Annotated in this window: 13 protein-coding genes; 5 read left to right on the top strand and 8 right to left on the bottom strand. The window is 55.9% G+C overall.

Going from position 1 to position 19990, the window contains the following annotated elements; genetic code table 11:
* Positions 1 to 81 precede the first annotated feature (81 nt).
* From NYE74_RS27955 to NYE74_RS27945, 3 genes are all read left to right on the top strand, one after another.
* Entirely contained in the window at positions 82 to 1395 is a 1314-nt protein-coding gene (locus NYE74_RS27955) for a glutamate-1-semialdehyde 2,1-aminomutase (protein WP_036626126.1), read from the top strand.
* Between the two features lie 525 nt (positions 1396 to 1920).
* On the top strand, positions 1921 to 2889 hold the full coding sequence (locus tag NYE74_RS27950) for a bile acid:sodium symporter family protein (RefSeq protein WP_036628812.1): 969 nt from the start codon (positions 1921 to 1923) through the stop codon (positions 2887 to 2889).
* Between the two features lie 693 nt (positions 2890 to 3582).
* Positions 3583 to 4704, top strand: a complete 1122-nt coding sequence (locus tag NYE74_RS27945) for a 5-methyltetrahydropteroyltriglutamate--homocysteine S-methyltransferase (protein WP_036626128.1) — start codon at positions 3583 to 3585, stop codon at positions 4702 to 4704.
* 153 nt (positions 4705 to 4857) lie between these two features.
* Here the strand turns inward: NYE74_RS27945 and NYE74_RS27940 are convergent, their stop codons facing one another.
* The 5 genes from NYE74_RS27940 to NYE74_RS27920 form a co-directional block, all read right to left on the bottom strand.
* Positions 4858 to 6315 carry an ABC transporter substrate-binding protein gene (locus NYE74_RS27940; protein ID WP_124333253.1) on the bottom strand — a complete coding sequence of 486 codons (1458 nt, stop codon included), beginning with the start codon at positions 6313 to 6315 and terminating at the stop codon, positions 4858 to 4860.
* Between the two features lie 141 nt (positions 6316 to 6456).
* The gene (locus NYE74_RS27935; RefSeq protein WP_036626133.1) at positions 6457 to 7323 is read right to left on the bottom strand and encodes a carbohydrate ABC transporter permease; all 867 of its coding nucleotides are present in this window, start codon (positions 7321 to 7323) and stop codon (positions 6457 to 6459) included.
* A gap of 1 nt (position 7324) precedes the next feature.
* Positions 7325 to 8164 (bottom strand): carbohydrate ABC transporter permease, encoded by an 840-nt coding sequence (locus NYE74_RS27930; protein ID WP_227872941.1) that lies wholly within the window; start codon positions 8162 to 8164, stop codon positions 7325 to 7327.
* 205 nt (positions 8165 to 8369) lie between these two features.
* A complete protein-coding gene (locus tag NYE74_RS27925; RefSeq protein WP_036626138.1) occupies positions 8370 to 9695 on the bottom strand; it encodes a response regulator transcription factor in 1326 nt (441 codons plus the stop codon).
* Between the two features lie 20 nt (positions 9696 to 9715).
* Positions 9716 to 11560 carry a sensor histidine kinase gene (locus NYE74_RS27920; RefSeq protein WP_036626141.1) on the bottom strand — a complete coding sequence of 615 codons (1845 nt, stop codon included), beginning with the start codon at positions 11558 to 11560 and terminating at the stop codon, positions 9716 to 9718.
* 918 nt (positions 11561 to 12478) lie between these two features.
* Between NYE74_RS27920 and NYE74_RS27915 the strand changes: the two genes are divergently transcribed.
* Positions 12479 to 13612 (top strand): asparaginase, encoded by a 1134-nt coding sequence (locus NYE74_RS27915; RefSeq protein ID WP_341005361.1) that lies wholly within the window; start codon positions 12479 to 12481, stop codon positions 13610 to 13612.
* Positions 13613 to 13708: 96 nt separating this feature from the next.
* On the opposite strand, the gene pgmB is transcribed toward NYE74_RS27915, so the two are convergent.
* From pgmB to NYE74_RS27900, 3 genes are read right to left on the bottom strand one after another with little or no spacing between them, the layout of a single operon-like run.
* Positions 13709 to 14344: a beta-phosphoglucomutase gene (gene pgmB / locus NYE74_RS27910; RefSeq protein WP_341005360.1), complete on the bottom strand. Its 636-nt coding sequence runs from the start codon at positions 14342 to 14344 to the stop codon at positions 13709 to 13711.
* A gap of 47 nt (positions 14345 to 14391) precedes the next feature.
* Positions 14392 to 16884 carry a glycoside hydrolase family 65 protein gene (locus tag NYE74_RS27905; protein ID WP_341005359.1) on the bottom strand — a complete coding sequence of 831 codons (2493 nt, stop codon included), beginning with the start codon at positions 16882 to 16884 and terminating at the stop codon, positions 14392 to 14394.
* The gene (locus NYE74_RS27900; RefSeq protein WP_341005358.1) at positions 16881 to 19187 is read right to left on the bottom strand and encodes a glycoside hydrolase family 65 protein; all 2307 of its coding nucleotides are present in this window, start codon (positions 19185 to 19187) and stop codon (positions 16881 to 16883) included. Before NYE74_RS27900 ends, NYE74_RS27905 begins: the two co-directional genes overlap by 4 nt.
* A 217-nt stretch (positions 19188 to 19404) precedes the next feature.
* Between NYE74_RS27900 and NYE74_RS27895 the strand changes: the two genes are divergently transcribed.
* On the top strand, positions 19405 to 19989 hold the full coding sequence (locus NYE74_RS27895) for a hypothetical protein (protein ID WP_270619568.1): 585 nt from the start codon (positions 19405 to 19407) through the stop codon (positions 19987 to 19989).
* Position 19990: the final 1 nt, after the last annotated feature.

The raw sequence follows: 19990 nt of genomic DNA, 5'->3' as shown, positions 1-19990 counted from the left end.
CATGCAGGGATACCAAGGCACGAAAAGCTATAGACAGCCACCTCAGAGCCAAAAATTATCTTTGAAAGGAAGTTTTGCTTTATGAACCGATCGCAATCCGAACATCTATATGAGGAAGCGCTCAAACATATCGTCGGCGGCGTCAACAGCCCCTCCCGGTCTTTTAAAGCGGTGGGCGGCGGGGCGCCCGTTTTTATGAAAAAAGCCGAAGGCGCGTATTTTTGGGACGTGGACGGCAACCGCTACGTCGATTATTTGGCCGCCTACGGGCCGATCATTACCGGACACGCCCATCCGCATGTGACGCGGGCCATTCAGGAGGCGGCGGCGAACGGGACGCTTTACGGCACGCCTACCGAGCTGGAAATCCGGCTTGCCAAAATGCTGAAAGAAGCGATCCCTTCGATGGACAAGGTCCGCTTCGTCAACTCCGGCACGGAAGCCGTCATGACGACGATCCGCGTCGCCCGCGCCTATACGAAGCGCAACAAAATCATCAAATTCGCCGGCTGCTACCACGGCCATTCCGATCTCGTGCTGGTCGCGGCAGGCTCCGGCCCGTCCACGCTCGGCATTCCCGACAGCGCCGGCATTCCGACGAGCATCGCGCACGAGGTGATCACCGTGCCGTTTAACGATGCGGCGGCGCTGAAGGATGCGCTGGACCGGTGGGGCGACGACGTTGCCGCGGTCATGGTCGAGCCGATCGTCGGCAATTTCGGCATGGTGATGCCGAAGCCCGGCTTCCTGGAAGACCTCTGCCGGCTAGCGCGGCAGTACGGCGCCCTCGTCATTTACGACGAGGTCATTACGGCCTTCCGCTTCCATTACGGCTCGGCGCAAACTTACGCCGGGCTTGAGAACCACGAGGCGATCCGGCCGGACCTGACCGCGCTCGGCAAAATCATCGGCGGCGGCCTGCCGATCGGCGCGTACGGCGGCAGCAAGGAGATCATGGAGCAGGTGGCGCCGCTCGGTCCGGCCTATCAGGCCGGGACGATGGCCGGCAACCCGGCCTCCATCTCCGCGGGCATCGCCTGCCTGGAGGTGCTGCAGGGGGCCGGCGTCTACGCAGAGATGGACCGCCTCGCCGCGAAGCTGACGGACGGCCTGGCCGGCTCGGCCCGCCGGCACGGGGTGCCGCTGACGATCAACCGCATCCGCGGATCGTTTTCGACGCACTTCTGCGATCACCCCGTCACCAATTATGACGAGGCCCAGGACACCGACAGCGAAGCGTTCGCCGCTTTTTTCCGGGCGATGCTAAACCGCGGCGTCAATCTCGCGCCGTCGAAATTCGAAGCCTGGTTCCTGACGACCGCGCATACGGAAAGCGACATCGATTTTACGCTCGAAGCCGCCGAAGCGGCGTTTAAGGAAATCGCCGGCAAGTAAAAGAATCGCGCTTTCGGCGTAAAAACCGCGCCTTTTTGTGGCTCAAAACCAAAAAAGGCGCTTGGCAGCGCAATCAGGCATAAAAATCAGGTTATCCAAGAAACTCCGGGGAAAATATAGAGGCAAAAAATGTCCCTATTCCAGCGCTATCCGTTCATTCGAGAGAAATAGAGGCGATTTATGTCGCTATTTTCCCCGGTCGCAAGGAAATGCCGGCGTTCTGGACCGTTCACAGGAAAATAAGTACATAAAATGCCGCTAAAGGGGATGAACAAGTTAGGTTTCGGATAATAGGTACCTAAAGTGCCGCTATTTTGACGGTTCCGTTGACGACGTGACGACGACGGTTGGCCGATCCAATAGCCGGCTGTCAAACACCGATTTCTAGGTTGAGCGCCCTTTTGTTTCCTTTTTTCGGTTTGGTTTTCACCGGGCGGTCACAAATGGCGGGCGCTGTCCCATTTACGATTCTCTCAGGGCGGGTCTATACTAGAAGAAGCAGAAGTATAAAGGATGTTGCTGGAAATGCTGCAAACCGTAAACCGACAACTGAACCGGATGATGCCTTTGATTACCCCGACCAGTATCTTGATCGGGGTGTTGTGCGGCGGCAGCTTGGCCGCTTATACGTACTTGTCCCCGTGGCTGTTCGCTTTTATGACCTTTGCCGGGAGCATCAGCCTGAGCTTCAGGGACTTTTTGAATGTGCTCAAAAAGCCCCTCCCCTTGATCCTCTGCCTGTTCATCCTCCATTTGGCGATGCCTTTGATCGCCATGGGCTTGGGGCATCTCGCGTTCCCCGGGGATTTTTACACGATTACCGGATTTATTCTCGCCGCCGCCATTCCGACCGGAGTCAGCAGCTTCGTATGGGTCGGCATCTACAAGGGCAACATCGCCCTTACCTTGTCGATTATCCTGATCGACACGATTCTGGCGCCTTTCGTCGTTCCCGGCATCCTGTCGCTGCTGGTCGGCACGAACGTCCATCTCGACGCCGCCGCGATGATGGGCAGCCTGTTCTGGATGATCGTCGTCCCCTCGCTGCTCGGCATGCTGCTGAACCAGTGGAGCAAAGGGGCGGTCATCGCGGCTTGGAGCCCGTGGCTGAACCCGTTTTCCAAGCTGGCCATGGCTATCGTCGTGGCGATCAACGGCGCGGTCGTCGCCCCTTATTTGATGAATTTCAGCTTGCGGCTGTTGGGTCTTGCGGCCATTATCGTTTTGCTGGCCACGATCGGCTACCTGCTGGGCTTTGGCTTTTCGGGGGCGATGCGCTTGAACGAAGCCGACAAGGTTGCGCTCGTCTTCAACGGCGGCATGCGCAACATCAGCGCCGGCGCGGTGTTGGCCGTCACCTATTTCCCGGCCCCGGTTGCCGTTCCGGTCGTGCTTGGCATGGTGTTCCAGCAGATGATGGCCTCTCTGGTCGGCTATGTGCTCGGCCGTCAATCCCGTACGCAGGAGCGGACCGACACAGCCTCCGCTGCCTGACGCTGGGCCTTCCGCAATCTGTACAACTGCAGAATCCGCCTAAACTCTGCTGCATAAGAAGTTCACGCCGGCCCTGCGTTTTTTTGCTAATCCGTTTTTCGTCCCACAGCTTTTCCTTCTCACGGAATGTCAGACTTCCGGTTTATCGGCCCTCCAGTGTTTCTGCCCTTCCCGTTTCCCGGCTCTCATTCCGTCCCCTTCCGTCTCATTCCGTTCTCTTCCGAACCTTGCCACACTAGCGTTGCATTTAAATCTGGCAAAATACATTTTCTGGACACATCAGTATTCTAACGGTTGCCATGGAGCTTATTTCATTGAAACCGGTAATTTTTGCTCGGATCCAGGCTAATAACGGCGTTCGCAACCGTTAGAATTTAGAAAAGGCCTTTTTTCGGCAAATAACCACTGCTGCAACCGTTAGATTTCCGGCGAGCGGACAGTATCGATTCGAAAGCCAACGCTTATAAAGAAACCTTGAGCAAAAGTTAATGCAACGCCAGCGACCTTGCCAGTTACTTTCTTCTGCTTTGCTGCTGTTCTTCATCAGCGCTTTTCCGTATAATAGAATACAAACTATATAAGTTGATGCATTCACCCGCCCTCTCAATAGTTCAACAAGAAACTAATAAAGGGCACTGTACACGGCCTTCGGGCAAAAAAACAGCGAAATCTTAGATAAAGGATGGGAGTACTTTGAATCAATCCGCAGCAAAATCCCTTAAACGCAGCATTCCTCCGTTTCGGGCCGATCAGGTCGGCAGCCTGCTTCGGACCACAGCGATCAAAACAGCCCGCGAGCAGCGCGCAGCCGGCAGCATTTCGGCCGAGCAGCTGCGGGAAATCGAAAACGAAGAGATCCGGCGCATCGTGGACAAGCAGAAGGAAATCGGCCTGCAGGCCGTCACCGACGGCGAATTCCGCCGGGCGTGGTGGCATTTTGATTTTCTCGAAAATCTCGACGGCGTGGAAGGTTATGAACCGGAAAACGGCATTCAGTTCCACGGGGTGCAAACGAAAGCGCACAGCATCAAAGTGACGGGCAAAGTCGATTTCAGCAACCACCCGATGCTGGAAGACTACAAATTCCTGCACGGCCTGGCCGGTTCGCATACGGCGAAAATGACCATTCCGAGCCCTAACATGCTCTATTACCGGGGTAAAATCGAAACGCCGCTTTACGAGGATAAAGAAGTCTTTTTCCATGATCTGGCCGAGGCCTACAAAAAAGCGATCCGCGCTTTCTACGACGCGGGCTGCCGTTACCTGCAACTGGACGATACCTCTTGGGCCGCCTTCTTCACCGAGGAGTCCCGGGACAAGCTGCGCGCGGAAGGCAAAGATCCGGAAGCAATGCTGGAGCTGTCGGCCAAAATGGTCAACGAAGCGATCGCAGGCCGCCCGGCGGACATGGCGATCACCATGCACATCTGCCGCGGCAATTTCCGCTCCACCTGGACGTCCTCCGGCGGTTACGACGCGGCGGCGGAAACGATTTTCGGCGGCCTGAACCTGGACGGATTGTTCCTGGAATTCGACGACGAACGCTCCGGCGGATTCGAACCGCTGCGTTATGTCAATAGACCGGATTTACAGGTTGTGCTGGGCCTGATCACCTCCAAATTCGGCGAGCTCGAAAATCCGGACACGATCAAGCGCCGCATTGACGAAGCCTCCCGCTACGCGGGCCTCGAACAGTTGTGCCTCAGCCCGCAGTGCGGCTTTGCTTCCACCGAGGAAGGCAACCTGGTCGCCGAGGAACAGCAGTGGGCCAAGCTGCGCCACGTCGTGGAAATCGCCGCCGACGTGTGGAAGTAACATCATCATCCGCACCGTCTTTTGGCGGGCCATCTAAATTAAAAAAGCCGTCCCCGGTCTTTCAGGACCGCCCCTGTCTTCACAGACAAGGGCCAGTCCCTTCAAGCTAAGACCGATGGGACGGCTTTTTATTACAAGGTCAATCCCGCCCGCTTACTGCTGCGGAGCTTTGTCGAAGAAATTCTCCTGCACGTATTTGGCCGCGATATCAAGCTGCTGTTTGGAGTCGGTGTCCTTCTTCGAGAACGATTCCTGCACAACGTTGGACATGGTTGCATAGTAGTCCTGCGTGCCGAATTGCGCTTCCGGCTTGCCTTCCAGCAGGCTGAACAGCTGCGGATCGTATTTGTACACGTTGTCGTATTTGTCGTAGATAGCTTTGACTTTTGCGGCGTATTCCGAATCGTCGCTGAAATATTCGAGCGGCGTCGGGATGTAGTATTTGCCTTCGTCCTTGCGGGCTTTGATCGTATCCTCCACCGATTTCAACGCATCGTCCGTGAAATAATCAAACGTAATATAGCGGAAGGCCATTTCCTGCTCGTCTTTCGTCGCGTTCGGGTTGATGACGAGGTAGTTGCCGCCCAAAATTCCGTAATGCTTGCCGCCCTTCTCCGCCGCCGGCATCGGATAAGCGATCACATCCTCCGGCTTCATGCCGCCTTCGTTCAGCGCCGCCTGGATCACGTCAAACGCCCCGGCGATCACCATCCCCGTCCGTCCTTGCTTAAACGAACTGATCGCATCGCCCCAGCCAAGCGCCCAGTCCTGCGGAATCGCGTTTGCTTCCCAGCGCAGTTTTTTGTAGAAGTCCAGCGCTTTGACCCCGGCTTCGGAGTTGAACACCGCCGTCAGCTTCCCGCCTTCGCTCGTTTGGATGTCGCCGCCGGCTTCAAACAAGAAATTCGTCCAGTTCCAGCCCGCTTCGTTGCCTTTCCCCATCGGGGCGATGCCGGAGATGCCTTTTTTCGGATCGGCCACGCCTTTGGCCGTGTTGTACATGTCATCCCACGTCCAGTCGAGCGCCGGTATCGCCACGCCTTTTTCATCGAGCAGCTTTTTGTTGATGACCGTCGAGGTCACGTAGCCATTTTGCGTGATGCCGTACACCTTGCCGTCGACGATAAACTGGTTCTGCAGCACGGGATTGATCTCGTCTTTGTACTCCCAGTTGTTCCAAAGCTCCGTGATATCGGCTACCCAGCCGCGTTCCACGAGCAGCTGCGCTTCGGTCGCCCAGGTATTGTAAAACGTCGGCGCTTCGTTAGAGGCCATTTTTGCGCCAATTTCGTTTACATTATACGCCCAATCGTCCTTGATGATCGTCACGTTGGGATATTTCGCCTGAAAGCGGGCGATTTTATCGTCCTCCTGCTTGCGCAGCGTCGTTTCGTCCGGCAGTGGATAGTGGATTTTCAGCGTGACCTTGCGCTGCGTAATATCGCCCGCTTCCCCCGCGGTCCCGGCATCGCTGCCGCTATTGCCGCTTGGGCCGGCGGCTTCGCCATTTCCGGCGCCCTCCGCATTTTTATTGCCTCCGCCTCCGCCGCAGGCCGCCAGCAACGAGCCAAACAGCACGAGACACATCAAAACTGCTGAAAACTTTCGCATTGAAACTCCCCTTTTCGCAAAATTGTTTGTAGAGGTTGTTCACTTGCATTTGAATGACATCTTCATCTTAAAAGAGAACTCTTGAGCAATCGATGTGCAATCGTATTCCTTTCGTGTGCAGGCCTACGATCATTGAAAACGCTATCCTTTCACCGCGGACAAGCTGACGCTGCGCATGATGAATTTTTGGAAGAACAGGAAGATGAAGATCGGCGGAATCATCGCCATGAACAGGATCGTAAATTTGACGTTGGTGTCCAGGCTGCGCGCGCCTACTACATACTTGTATATGGCTGTCGCCAGCGTGTATTTATCTTCGGTCTGCATGACGAGCGACGGCCAAAACCAGTCGTTCCAGGCGGTGGAGAAAATAAAGATCGCCAGCGTGGCGAAAATCGGCACCGACAGCGGCACGGCGATCCGGATGAAGCCGGTCCATTCCGAAGCCCCGTCGATGCGGGCCGCCTCGAAAATTTCCGGGTGGATACCGTCGAAGAAGTTTTTGATCAGCAGAAAATAGTAGGCGCTCGCTCCCGCCGGAAGCCAGAAAGCCCAGTAAGAGTTCAGCAATCCAAGCTCCTTCAGGTTGACGAAGTTCGGAATCATGTAGCTCGAAGCCGGGATGAACAACGTCATCAGAATGAAAAAATAAATTCCCCGGCCAAAAGGCACGCCGATCCGCGAAATACTGAACGCAGCCAACCCCAGCACCAAAACGGTCATAAGCAGATTCCCGGCGAAAATCAGCAGCGTGTTCTTTAGGTAAGTCGGCAAATCGATAAACGTCCAGCCTCTGGCGTAATTTTCCCAATGCCACTCCTGCGGGAAAAACCGCGGCGGAAACGAATTGACCTCCGGGTTGCTTTTGAGCCCGTTAAACAGCGTCATGGCGATCGGATACAGCATCGTAACGACCATCACGGCGATGCATAACACCATCAATCCATAGACGGCTTTGTTCAACGGCTTCCGCAGATCGGACGGCGACAAAATCCCTCTTTCTTTCATGCTAGTACTCCTCCCTGTTCAGCTTGAATTGCGCGATCCCCAGCACGGCCAACACCAGGAACATCAACACGCCGAGCGCCGTCCCCGCCCCGTAATCCAATTGGGTGAACGCGTATTTCACCGTCAAGAGAGCATAGGTGAGCGTCGCTTTGTTGGGCCCGCCGTCCAGCATGGCCAGTTGCGACTGGTAGGCCTGGGAGGTTCCGATCAGCTGCAGGATCAGCATCAGCACGATCAAATTCCGCAGCGAAGGCAGCGTAATGTATCTGATCCGGCTCCAGACGCCGGCGCCGTCGATTTCCGCCGCTTCGTACCAGTCCCGCGGGATGCTCAGCACCCCGGCCAAATAGATCAGCATGGCCGAGCCGAATTGCTGCCATGTTTCCATGAACACCAGCGAAACCATCGACCACTTCGGGTCGGAGACAAACGCGATCGGATCGGCACCGAAAACACCGAGCAGCGCGTTGATCGGCCCCACCGGGTCGTACATCCAGCGCCACAGCCCGTACAACACGACGCCGGGCACGACATAAGGCAGATAGGCCGCAATCCGCGCGAATCCCTGGAAAAATTTCAGCTCCGAAATGGCGATGGAAGCCGCAATCGGCACCCAGAACCCGATCACCAAACAGAGCAGCATGTAGTAGAGCGTATTCCGGATCGAAAGAAGCACATCGGGATTGTTCAGCACCTTGATATAGTTGTCCAAACCTACGAACGTATTCCCGTTGACAAAATCGATATGGTAAAAGCTATAAATCATCCCTTTAACGATCGGAACCCATAAAAACACAATAAAAATGGCGATCGCCGGTACGAGGAACAAATACCCCATCATGTATTTTTTCCAATTCGAACCCCGCCGCGGAGCGGTTTGCACCCCCGGTGCCGGCGCAGGCTTCACGTTCCGCCGCTCTCCGCTTTCCGGCGAATAAGCCGTTTCCCCCATCGGTCTCCCTCTTTTCTTCGCAATGTCTAATCCTTATTGTAGAAAAGAGGGCCATCCGCGAACATGTCTAAAACTATGTGAACTATAACCGATCTTACTTCTTCAGTTCACTGGGGCTGACGCCAAAATATTTTTTGAAAATTTTACTAAAATGCTCCGGGGACTCGTATCCCACCCGCTCGGCGATCTCGTACCGGCGCAAATCGGTGTTCAGAATCAGCGCTTTGCTTTCTTCCATCCGCAGCTTGATGACGTACTCCCACAGGTTGTACCCGGTGTTTTTCTTAAACAGGTAGCTTAAATAGTTGGGACTGACGTGGTTTTTCTTGGCCACCTCGTGAATCGTCAGCCCTTTTTGGCTGTAGTTTTGCTCGATATACTCCTTGGCGCTTTCGACGATCCGGTTGTTTTGCGTGTTGAGCTCCTCCCGGGAAGGGTCCCGGGCATAATTGTGCCAGTTGAAATCGCCATAATAAAACACATGGTAGTCGCCGTGCTCTCCGCTCCACAGCATCGCCTTGTCCGCCTGACGGCTTAACAGGCCAAGAAAACCGGCGCCTTGCATAATTTGGCTGATCCCGACGGTGCACAAAACGCCGAGATATTTATGGACGTGATGATGCAGGCTGCGGCCGATCATTTCGAGCTGGTTGATTTTGTTGACGCTGGGCTCGGCATATTCCACTTCACTCCACTGTACGATGACCGCAATCTCCAGGTCCCGCGTATAAAACGTCAGGGCATTCCATTCCCCGTGCAGCAGCTCCTTGACGATGTTCAGCGCGGCATATTGAAACAGCCGGACGTCCCGCTCATTCTGGTTCTTTTCTCCGGGAAGCGCCAGCTTCATTTTGATCACGGAAAAATAAGGCCCGCTAAGCCCCAACTTCCGCAGGTCTTCCGTTTCCTCGTCCGGGTTTGCGGCGGCAGGTTCGTTCGCTTCCGTCAATAGGCGGTTCAGCTTTTCGGTTTTCCCGGGTCCCAGCTCCTCCATCCGGAAATGCTCCCGCTCGCGTGACAGCCATTCCTCCATCTGCGGCGCCGGCTTATCCATTTTCAGCAGCGCATTGCGCACGGAATCGAGAAACTGCTCGCTGTTCAGCGGCTTGACCAGATAATCCTTGGCCCCGAGCCGGATGGCCATCTGGGCGTACTGAAACGTCTCGTGGGCCGAAATGATGATCGTCTGCACCCACGGCTTGAGAATTTTCGCCTGATGCATCAGCTCGATCCCGTCCATCTCGCCCATCCGGATGTCCGTCACGATCAGGTCGATATCCTCCATCCGGACGTAATCCAACGCCTCATGACCGCCCTGGGCGGTGATGATTTGGCCGATCGCCAGACCCGAAGACGTCAATAGCCCGGCCAATCCTTTGCAAATGAGCGGTTCATCGTCTACGACCAAGATGTTGTACATGCCTGAATTCCCCCTTTTCGTTATTCACCGGAAATTTCCGCGATGGGCAGCGTGATCGTCACAACGGTCCCGCCATCCGGACGGGCCGCATAGCTCAGGCCGTAATCGGCCCCGAAATGCAGCCGGATCCGCTGATGGATGTTGCGGATGCCGTAGCCGACGGACGGGCTGGGATTCTCCCCGTTCAGCAACCGGTCGATGGCCGCGAAATCCACCGCTTTGTAGCCGTTGTCCGCGATGGTAATGTGCACCCGGTTACCGTTTTGGCTGGCCCGGACGATGATCTCGCCGTCTTCTCCCATATTTTTCACGCCGTGAATGATAGCGTTCTCAATCAGCGGCTGGAGCGTGATTTTCGGAATCGCGCACCCATTTAGCGACGCGGGAATGTCCCAGGTCACCCGAAAGCCGTACTCGTACCGGTGCTCCTGCAGCTTGATGTAGGCGGAAGCGTGCTGCAGCTCCTCCTCCAGCGTAATCAGCTCCCGGCCGCGGCTTAAGCTGATTTTCATCAGCTTGGACAGCTCCTTGATCATTTCCGCGGACGACGTGCCTCCCTCCATCGTACTTTTCCAATAAATGCTTTCCAGCGTGTTGTACAGCAAATGCGGGTTGATCTGCTGGTATAAAATTTGCAGTTGCGCCTCTTTTTGCTTGATATCCATCTGATATTTGTAATGCACCAGCCCGTTCAAACGGCGCGCCATCCCGTAAATGCTGGAGACGAGCACGCTGATTTCGTCGTTCCTCCGCCATTTCGGCGTTTCCGGCACCGATTTGCCCGGTTCATATCGGCGCACAAAATAAACCAGCTTCTGCAGCGGGGTCATCAGCCCTCGCCAAAAGTACAGAATCATGATCAGCCCCACCGCAAAATAGGCCATCGAGATCAGCAAAATAATCCGCTTGATTTCGTTTTGCTGCTGAAGCAGGGCTTTCAGCGGAACTTTGTAGACCAGCTTCTGCTGAAGCACGGCGTTATAATGGATGACATAAATAAAATCACGAGTGATGACATCCTTGGCCCCGATCATCGCGTTCTCCACCGCCGCTTCCGGCGGCAGATCAAGCACCCGGCCCGCCTCGGGCGGCAAAGGCGGCAAGGCGAGTCCTCCGGCTGACCCCGGCAGCGCCGCCGTCAAAATCCGATCGCTCCAATCGGTGAAGTAGAGCTCGCCTTCCGGAATCGATACGGTTTGCAGCGATTCCCCGATCCGTCCCTCCACGTTCGAGACGACCAGCACGCCGATCGTTCCGCCCTTGTCGATGTTGTTGATCGCCCGGACGTAGGCAAGGGTCCGCTGATTTTTTTGCCCTTGGGCCGGGGGCGATAAATGCTCAATTAAGCGCAAATAGCCGTTCCCTTTCTTGGCGACGGCTTCATCAAACCATTCCGGCTTCTCCCGTTCAAGAAAAAAATAAACCCCGGCTTTCTTGGACTCCGGATAATATGGCGCAAAAGAATACGAGTTCGACGGGTCGTACACGAACAGCGAATAATAAAGCGGCTCATGCTGGCCGGTCTCATCGGAATAACTGTTCAGCAGATTTTCCAGCTTCTCGTAGTTTTTCACCCGCTCCGGCACCGCAATGTTCTCGGCCGGATTTAACTGCTGAACCAGCGGATGCTGAAACACCGTCGACGCCACCTTGTTGATCGATTCGATATCCCGGCTGATCAGCCGGAAATTCTGATTGTTCAGCTCGATGTAGGCGTTGGTGACATTCCGTTTCAAAATTTGATCCGCCCGATAATTTCCGTACGAATTCAAAATAAACAGAGGGACGACCAGTACCAGAAAGACCAGGATTAACTGCTGCTTCAAACCGATCTGCGTCAACGGATTCTTGAATCCCGAATTCATCTGTCATGCACCTCCGGTCACTTTAAGTACGAGTTCCAAAAAGCCGGCTTTTTGAACGACCCATTTAACTATAGCAAGCTTGAAAACCCGCAAGGTATGCGCATTTCTACGGATATCGTGGCATTTCCCAAGATTCGCGGATGCGCGCGGGTCTCCAACGCGTTCATTCTCTTCCGAACATGCGGTAGATTCAAACAGGGGATTTCTCAAAGAGAGATACGGGGCCAATGTCGACCTTTTTTCAGAGCTCGCGCTGATTCAGCGGCAACTATGGCTTGTCTACTGCCACTGCTCATAGTTTAGAGCATTTTCCGCGTTTTGCCAGCTACAAATTTGGACTCTCGTTGAAATTATCCAAGAGAATCGGAAAGTCTCTTCCAATGTCGCCGGATTGATTGGATTTTTCCAATAGATTCAGTCGAAAACCAGATATACAGCCTGATCGAAGCAAATCTATTGGATATTTCCAATGAACAAGCGGAATTGCCGTTACTCAGACCGATCTATTGGATATTTCCAATCAGAGATGATGTGAAATCCGACACCCTAAAGCCGGATTCATCAATAAGCGAATTTCTCCAGCAGACGACAACTTGTTAAGCGGTAGGAGCGATTTGGGCGGATGGTAATTTGCTATGGCGGTAAGAGCTGCTTCGGTGATTCGTAACTTGTTATTCCGGTTAAGTCCAAGCTGTGTATTGATAAAGGGCGATTGAAGGCGGCCAATTCAGGGCAACACCAGAACATTACCTAAAATGTTATATATAATAACAAAGTAACTATATAAATTTCTTTTTTTTAGAAAAATATATTAAATATAGATTCTTGCGAAATAATATATGACATAAATATTGCTCTATTTCATTTTATACTATACTATTGTGTTAATTTATATAACATAACGATAGGGAGGCAGCTATGAAAATTAAAAGGTGGTTTACGTTGTGTTTGCTTGTCGGGGTGTTGTTCTTTACGAGCGTTCCAAGCACATTTTCAGAGTCGGCATCCGGCTCCGCCGAGAGTTCCGTGCCGAACGTAACGATTGTCGCAATGGGAGGCACGATTACCAGCACGGCGGTCGGGCGGGAAATGTTTCAATCTTACGGCTCCGAAAAAGTTTCAATCCAAAATATTCTCGACCGTCTTAAGCCCGAAATTTCCAAGGTTGCGAACGTCAGCATCAAAGAGCTTGAAAACATCGGGTCCGCCCAAACGACAACGGAACACCTTTACAATCTAAGCTTGGCTATTGACGAGGTACTGGCCGACCAAAAGACCGATGCGGTTGTCGTGACCGCGGGCACCAACATTATGGAGGAGCTGGCTTACTTCGCGGATCTGACCGTACGCAGTCCCAAGCCCGTTGTGTTTACCGGCTCCATGAGGCAATCCAACACCTTCTCGTTTGACGGGGAGGCGAACCTGTTCAACGCAATCCGTTTGGCGGCCAGCCAAGAGACGACTTGTTACGGTACGGTTCTAATGATGAACGATGAGTTTTTCGCCGCCCGTGAAGTCACGAAAACGGACGCCGTCCGTATGGATACATTCGATGGAGGACGTTACGGAGCACTGGGTACCGTTGATGAGGGCCGCATTCGCTCCGTTAGAGCACCAGCAAGAGTGATGGAATGCGGACAGAGCGGCTGGAAAACACCGTTTGATCTATCCACCATCAAGCCAGAGGATTTAGCCAAGGTAGAAATCGTATACAGCTATACCGAAGCCAGCGGTTTACCGATAAAAGCATTGGTAGACGCAGGTGTGGACGGAACCGTCACCGCCGGGCACGGGGCAGGAGGAATTTCGACGGAGCAGCAGGCGGCTCGTGCGGAAGGCGTTGAGAAAGGCGTTGTTTTTGTTACCACTACCCGGACCGGCTCGGGAGCCGTCTATGACGCGAAAACGCCCGGAATTATCGGCGGAGCCGACCTCTTGCCGCAAAAAGCGCGCATTCTGCTGCAGCTCGGACTCACTTTCTCCGACGATCCCGAGCAGGTTCGCCAATGGTTTACCTCCATTGGATTACCCGAGTTCAACATGTCCCACTAGCATAATTAATTGCCGGGGCGTCTCCTATTTAGTTTTCGGACTAAAATAGAAGACGCCTTGCTTGGCCATAAGGCGATGTATCTGGGCGGTTGTCTGTTAAACCATCAGTTCATGCAATCCGCTGACGACTAGATCGGCGGCGGCGAGGATCGCCGGGCTGCCGATGCCGACAACGCCGCAGCCGGCGGCTTTGCCCGCCTGCACGCCCGCCGCCGCGTCCTCGAACACGACGCATTCGGACGGCGGGAATCCCAAGGCTGCGCTGGCTGCCAGGAACACCTCCGGGTCCGGCTTCGCCTTGGACACTTTGGTACCGTCGATCACCGCATCGAACAAATCCGCGATACCGAGCCGGGACAAAATAAGCCCAGCGTTTTTACTGGCCGAACCCAAAGCGATTTTCACGCCTTGGCTGCGCAGCTGCCGCAAATACGCGTCCGCTCCCGGCAATATTTCCGACGGCTCCAGCCTGGAAATGTAGTCGACATACTCCCGGTTTTTGCTCGCCGCCATTTCCTCGCGTTCTTCTTCCGTGGCCTCTACGCCGCCAATCTCAAGCAGAATGCGCAGCGACTCCATCCGGCTGACGCCTTTCAGCCGCTCATTATCCGCTTCGGTGAACTCGAAACCAAGCCGGCGCGCCAGCGACCGCCAGGCCAGATAATGGTACTTGGCCGTATCGACGATCACGCCGTCGAGGTCGAAAATCGCGCCTTTCATCGTTTCCAGCATGTTGTGTATTCTCCTTTGGTCAATGATGTGTTCTAGTTCAACTTTGCTCAGAAGCGCCCGGGATTCCCGCCAGCCCCATACGTAACGCGAATCTCCTGTCCCGGAGCGACGCCAAACTCCTGCCCGCCGATAACAAACAGCAGAGGCTGCGGATTTCCCGCTTCCGCCGAAATCACGATCGCTTCCCGCTCGACGCGGATCTGATACGATCCTTGGCGGAGGCGGATCGGGAACTCCACGGCCTGCCAGGAGGAAGGCAGGGCCGGCGCCAGCGTCACCTTGCCGTCATCGTAACGCAGCCCCGCAAAGCCCAGCACCGCGGCCATCCAGGCCCCGCCGTTAGCCGCCGGATGCGTGCCGCCGATGTAAAGGTCGCCGACGTATTGTTTGGAATCCCCGGTCAAGTCGATCGTGGCCGTCCGCATAAAGTATGGGTACGCCCAGTCCGGCGAGCCGATATCCGCCGCCACCAGCGCGTAGATGCAGGAGCTTAAGCTTGAACCGTGCTCGGTCCGCGGCTCGTAGTACTCCCAGTTGGCTTGTTTGACGTTCTGATCAAAACGCTCTCTGAACAGATGCAACAGCAGCACGACGTCGGCCTGCTTCAAAATTTGCGTCGTCGTCGCCAGGCCGTTCCCCCCGCCCAGGTACTCGTGGGGATTCAGCATCCTCGCCTTCAACTCCGCCAGCGGGACGTTCTCCAACGCGTAATACCGGTCAAACTGCTCGATCAGCCCGCTCGCCGCATCCGGCTCCGGTACATACAGGCGGTCGCGCATGTCGCGGATGTGCTCCGGACGGATGGCGCTGCCCGCAAGCAACTTCTCATACCGCCGAGGGTCGCGGCTCCGCAGCACCTCTAGCGCTTCCAGGGCAATGCCGAGGCACTCTTTTACCATCATATTGGTGAAGGCGTTATTGTTCACCCGCTCATGGTATTCATCAGGCCCGGTGACATCGAGAATCTCATACCGCTGCTTGCCCGGGTTGAAATAACCGTACGAGTAAAAAAAACGCGCGCACTCCCAAACGGCCTCGGCCCCGCCGTCCAGCAAAATGCTTTCATCGCCGGTAAACATGTAGTACTGCCAGATGCCGTACGCCACGTCCGCGCTGATATGCACCTGCTTGTCGCGGAAATAGGTGCGCATCGGGCGGCCGGTAAACACGTCGTTCACATTGAACAGCGTGCAGGCGTCATCCCCCGTCTCCTGGCTTTCCCAAGCGTAAAACGCACCTTCATAGCCGTATTCCGCCGCTTTGCGCCGGGCTCCGTCCAGCGTATGCACGCGGTACATCATCAGATTCCGGGCCACCTCCGGCTGGGTGTACAGGAAAAACGGCAGCATAAACATTTCCGTGTCCCAGAACACCGCTCCTTTATAGACCTGCCCGGATAACCCGCGGGCCGGGATTGACACTTTCTCCGAACGGTCCGGCGCAATGATGTGCAGTTGATACATGCTGTACCGCAGCGCAAGCTGGGCTTCTTCATCGCCTTCGATGACGATGTCCGTTTCGTCCCATTTGCGCTCCCATCGCTTGGCATGTTCGCCCAGCAGCCGCTCATAGCCAAGCTCCCGCGCTTCCCGGCTCGACCGGGCCGCCGCCAAATCGATGTCCAAGGCCTCATCCAACCCGGTAAATACGGAGACGTATTTTACCAAGGTATAGGCCGCTCCGGCCTTGCAAATCAACCGGATTTTCCGGCGGATCGAGGTTTCCCCGCGCAGCAGCTCCTGCTCCCCAAACCCGCATTCCACCGCCTCCGCCACGGATACCGGGACGTTCAATTCATGCGTCCAGCCAGTGAGCGTCAGCACCTCGCCGGCCTCGTCCACGCCGCTGGCCAACCGCTCCAAATGCGGGCCGTTGATGTCCCAGACATCCCCGTCAATGCCCGTCAAGATCTCCAGTTCACCTTCCCGGCTGCTCTCCACCGTAAACCGGCCCACGATCAGATGCGGCCGCGCCGCGCTGCAAAACCGTTCGGACGTAACCGTCACTTGCGCTCCGTCCGCCGTGCGGAATACCGAACGGCGGCGATGGACCGCGTGGCGGAGGTCCAGCGCCTGCTCGTGCTCGAGCAGCTCAGCGCCGGCGGCAGCCCCGGAGCTCGCCGCAAGCGAATGCTCGCGGCTTTCCCCGCCGCGTTCCCGTCCGCCGCCAGCCTGCGGCGCTTTTTGCTCCCCGCCTCCGCCGTGTCCGCCGTCCGCTAGGTGCGCCTGCCCGTCGCCCCTGAGGTGCATCTGCCCGCCGCCGCGACCGGCGGCAGCCCCGGACCCCGCTTCCAGCACGCTGAGCGGCGCCCCGTCAAAATACACCGCCGTCGCCAACCCGTTCGGCGCGTTCACCGGCTCGCGCCACTTGTCCCCGACCTTGTCGTACAGTCCGGCGACGATCGTGGCCGTCAGCTCGCTTTTTCCAAACTCCTCCAGCGTTCCCCGGTACCCCAAAACTCCGTTGCCGATCATAAACTTGTTGCCGTTTACCGTGATCCTTCCCGGGTCAAACCCGCTTTCCCGCACGATCCAGCTCATTGAGCTACCGCCTTTCGCAGCGGCACCCGGATGCCCGCTTCGCCCACGCGGCAGGTCTCCCCGTACACCGTGATTTCCGCTTCTCCGCCGGACACCGCCCGGATCGACACCTGCTCCCGGTCAACCTCCACGAGCAGCTTCGTGCCGCGATAGGAGACCGGAAAGCGGTAGCTGTTCCAGCGCTGCGGCAAGCTGGGCTGAAACACAAGCGTGTCTCCGTCCGAGCGCATCCCGCCGAACCCGTACACGATATTCATCCAGGCCGCGGCGATCGACGTCGTATGCAGGCCTTCCCGCGTATTGCGGTTGTAGTTGTCCAAATCGAGCCGGGTGGCGAATTCGAAAAACTTGTACGCCTCCGCTTCCCGCCCGATTTCCGCGGCCAAAATCGAGTGGATCGACGGCGACAGCGATGACTCGTGGATGCAGCGCGGCTCGTAGTAATCGTAGTTCGCCCGCTTCTCCTCCGGCGTGAACTCGCCGCTGTACAGGAACATGAACATCAGCACGTCCGGCTGCTTGATCATATCGTACCGGTACAGGCGATCGTACGACCAATGCGAATACAGCGGAAATTCGCTGACTGGAATCGCATGGATATCGAGATGCGGCAGATCGAAAAAGCCGTCATGCTCCTCGTACACGCCCGTTCGCGCATCCCGCGGGATTTTCATATGCTCCGATTTGTTCCGCCAGTCGGCCTGCTCCGCCTCCGTCAGAGCAAGCCGTCCCGCCAGGACGTCATAAGCCGCAGGAGCTTCGCTTTGCATGTCGGCGAGCACCTCCAGCGTGTATTCGAACAGCTTTTTGGCCATAAAATTGATATAGGAGTTGTTATTGACCATCAATTGGAACTCGTCCGGCCCCATCACGCCGAAATATCCGTATAATCCCGACTGCTGTCCCCACTGCCCCCGGGTTGCGTAGAAACGGCTGATCTGAATCAGCATTTCCGCCCCTTTTTCAAACAAAAACGCCTTATCCCCAGTGATGCTCACATAATGCCGCAGCCCGTAGGCCACCGCCGTGCCGACATGCAGCTGCAGGTTGGAATGCTGCCACAGGTCGCAGCTTTCCGTGCCGTCGATCGTGGCGATTGGATAAAACGCCCCTTCACAGTCCAGCTCCCGCGCCCGCTTCAGCGCCTCGGGGAGCGATTTGTAGCGGAATTCGAGCAAGCTTTTGGCCGCCTTCGGGTTGTTGAAAATGTAGAACGGCAAACAATACGACTCCGTATCCCAAAAAGCCAGCCCCCGGTACGCCTCGCCGGTCAGCCCCTTCGCGCCGATGTTGAAGCCGGGATTGTCCCCGTGATAGGTCTGGTACAGCTGAAAAATACAGAAGCGGATGCCCTGCTGGTTCTCCGGGTCCCCTTCGATGGCGATATCCGAATCCGCCCAAACCTGCGACCAGTAGGCCCGCTGCCCTGCGGCCGCCTCTTCGTAGCCCGCCGGCGTGTGCCGCGCCGCCAACTCCATTCCCCGTTGCCAAACCGTTTCGTCTTGCAGTGAGCGGTCTTTTTCCGCGTAATTGACGACCTGTTTGTCCAGCACCGTCCGCCCCCCTTGCTCCAGCTTCAGCACCAGGTCCCGGCCGATAAACCGGTCGCCCTCCACGAGCTTGTTCTCCAGCGCCTCCTGCGCCTCGATGCGGAAAGCGGAAAACAGCCGGTTGCCCGTGTTCTCCGTTTGCCCCAGGATGCCCGCGATCCCGCCGCTCGCTTCCCCTTGCTTGAGCGCCTGCCAGTAGCGGCGTTGCTGATCCTCGTGGATGATGGAAAAATCCAGCCCCGTCCGCACGTTCACCGTACCCGAAAAATTAAGCGGCTCAAACGTAATCCGCTGGCAGCCGAGATTAGGCACCTTCATGCTGACCAGACGCTCGAAGGTGAGCTTCATGTCTTTTCCGCCGGATAGGTGCCACACCAGTTCCCGGGTATAGATACCAGTCCTAAAATCCAGCTCCCTGCGAAAACCGCTAAACCGGCTGACCGCCAAATCCAGCGTTTCCCCGTCCAGCGTAATCCGCGTATACAGCCAATCCACCGCGTTCACCATAAAGCGCAGCGATTTGATGATGCCTTTGTAATGGGCCGTCACCGGGCTTTCCTCGAACAGTCCGTTGAAATAGCTACCCAGCAGCGAGTCCCCGCCGTATCCTTCCTCCGGGTAACCCCTCACCCCCATATATTCATTGCCCAGCGAAAAAATAGACTCGGACACCCGGTTCCGCCCCGGGTCAAATCCTTCCTCCACAACCTTCCAAGGATCGACCTGCAAATATCTGTCCGCGATTTTCGGCATGATCCGCCCTCTCCTTCTGTATCATCGCTTGTTTTCGGCCGCTTTGCCGCCGGCAACCCGTGCCGCATGGCTGCTTCGGCCATTCTCCTCCAGCTTAGCGAAACAACCGCCGCGGCCAAATGCCCATGTCTAATGAGCTTATGTGCGATTATACGGAGTTGGGCCGGTAGTGGTGATTTAAGTCCGGAATGCCGAGATGCGGTGGGGCGGCCTGGCTTTGGTTTGGAGCAGCATAAGGCAATGTGGTCACTGCGGTGTGATATACTTTAGTGCTTTAGGGGATGTGACTGGCGGCGATGTGGTTTACTTTGGTGCGACAGGTGGTGGAGTGACTTGTGATGGTGTGACTGGTGGTGGCGCGGCTTGTGATGGTGAGACTGGCGGTAGCGTGACTTGTGGTGGCGCGGCTGGCGGTGGTGTGACTGGCGGTGGTGCGGCTGGCGGTGGTGCGACTGGCGGTGGTGTGACTGGTGGTGGCGCGGCTGGCGGTGGTGTGACTGGTGGTGGCGCGGCTGGCGGTGGTGTGACTTCAAGTACTTGGGAGGCGAAATTTCACCAAATGCAAAAGTGCATGCGATATTCGTCGAAATTCCTCGAAACGGGTGGTTCAAATGCAAATGTGCAGTTCATTTCCAGTCATAAGCTACTTTTTTATCCAATAGCCCCAAATGAGATGCACTTTTGCATTTCAATCGCTCTAAAGCAGAAATTTGCGGAAAATCAAATGCACTTTTGCAGTTCATTCAAATGCGAAAAACGCCGAAGCTCCTTTGCCCCGGCGTTCCGTCTTTCCAGCTGCTAAC

The sequence above is a fragment of the Paenibacillus sp. FSL P4-0127 genome (genome assembly GCF_038007325.1).
In the GTDB taxonomy this organism is placed as follows: Bacteria; Bacillota; Bacilli; order Paenibacillales; family Paenibacillaceae; genus Fontibacillus; species Fontibacillus macerans.
The sequence above is the reverse complement of the archived record's forward strand: the minus strand, read 5'-3'. Positions and strand labels throughout refer to the sequence as shown.

Coding starts and splice junctions, on each gene's coding strand:
- NYE74_RS27955 (WP_036626126.1), top strand. CDS start 82: ATGAACCGATCGCAATCCGAACATCTATATGAGGAAGCGCTCAAACAT.
- NYE74_RS27950 (WP_036628812.1), top strand. CDS start 1,921: ATGCTGCAAACCGTAAACCGACAACTGAACCGGATGATGCCTTTGATT.
- NYE74_RS27940 (WP_124333253.1), bottom strand. CDS start 6,315: ATGCGAAAGTTTTCAGCAGTTTTGATGTGTCTCGTGCTGTTTGGCTCG.
- NYE74_RS27935 (WP_036626133.1), bottom strand. CDS start 7,323: ATGAAAGAAAGAGGGATTTTGTCGCCGTCCGATCTGCGGAAGCCGTTG.
- NYE74_RS27930 (WP_227872941.1), bottom strand. CDS start 8,164: ATGATGGGGTATTTGTTCCTCGTACCGGCGATCGCCATTTTTATTGTG.
- NYE74_RS27925 (WP_036626138.1), bottom strand. CDS start 9,695: ATGTACAACATCTTGGTCGTAGACGATGAACCGCTCATTTGCAAAGGA.
- NYE74_RS27920 (WP_036626141.1), bottom strand. CDS start 11,560: ATGAATTCGGGATTCAAGAATCCGTTGACGCAGATCGGTTTGAAGCAG.
- NYE74_RS27915 (WP_341005361.1), top strand. CDS start 12,479: ATGAAAATTAAAAGGTGGTTTACGTTGTGTTTGCTTGTCGGGGTGTTG.
- pgmB (WP_341005360.1), bottom strand. CDS start 14,344: ATGCTGGAAACGATGAAAGGCGCGATTTTCGACCTCGACGGCGTGATC.
- NYE74_RS27905 (WP_341005359.1), bottom strand. CDS start 16,884: ATGAGCTGGATCGTGCGGGAAAGCGGGTTTGACCCGGGAAGGATCACG.
- NYE74_RS27900 (WP_341005358.1), bottom strand. CDS start 19,187: ATGCCGAAAATCGCGGACAGATATTTGCAGGTCGATCCTTGGAAGGTT.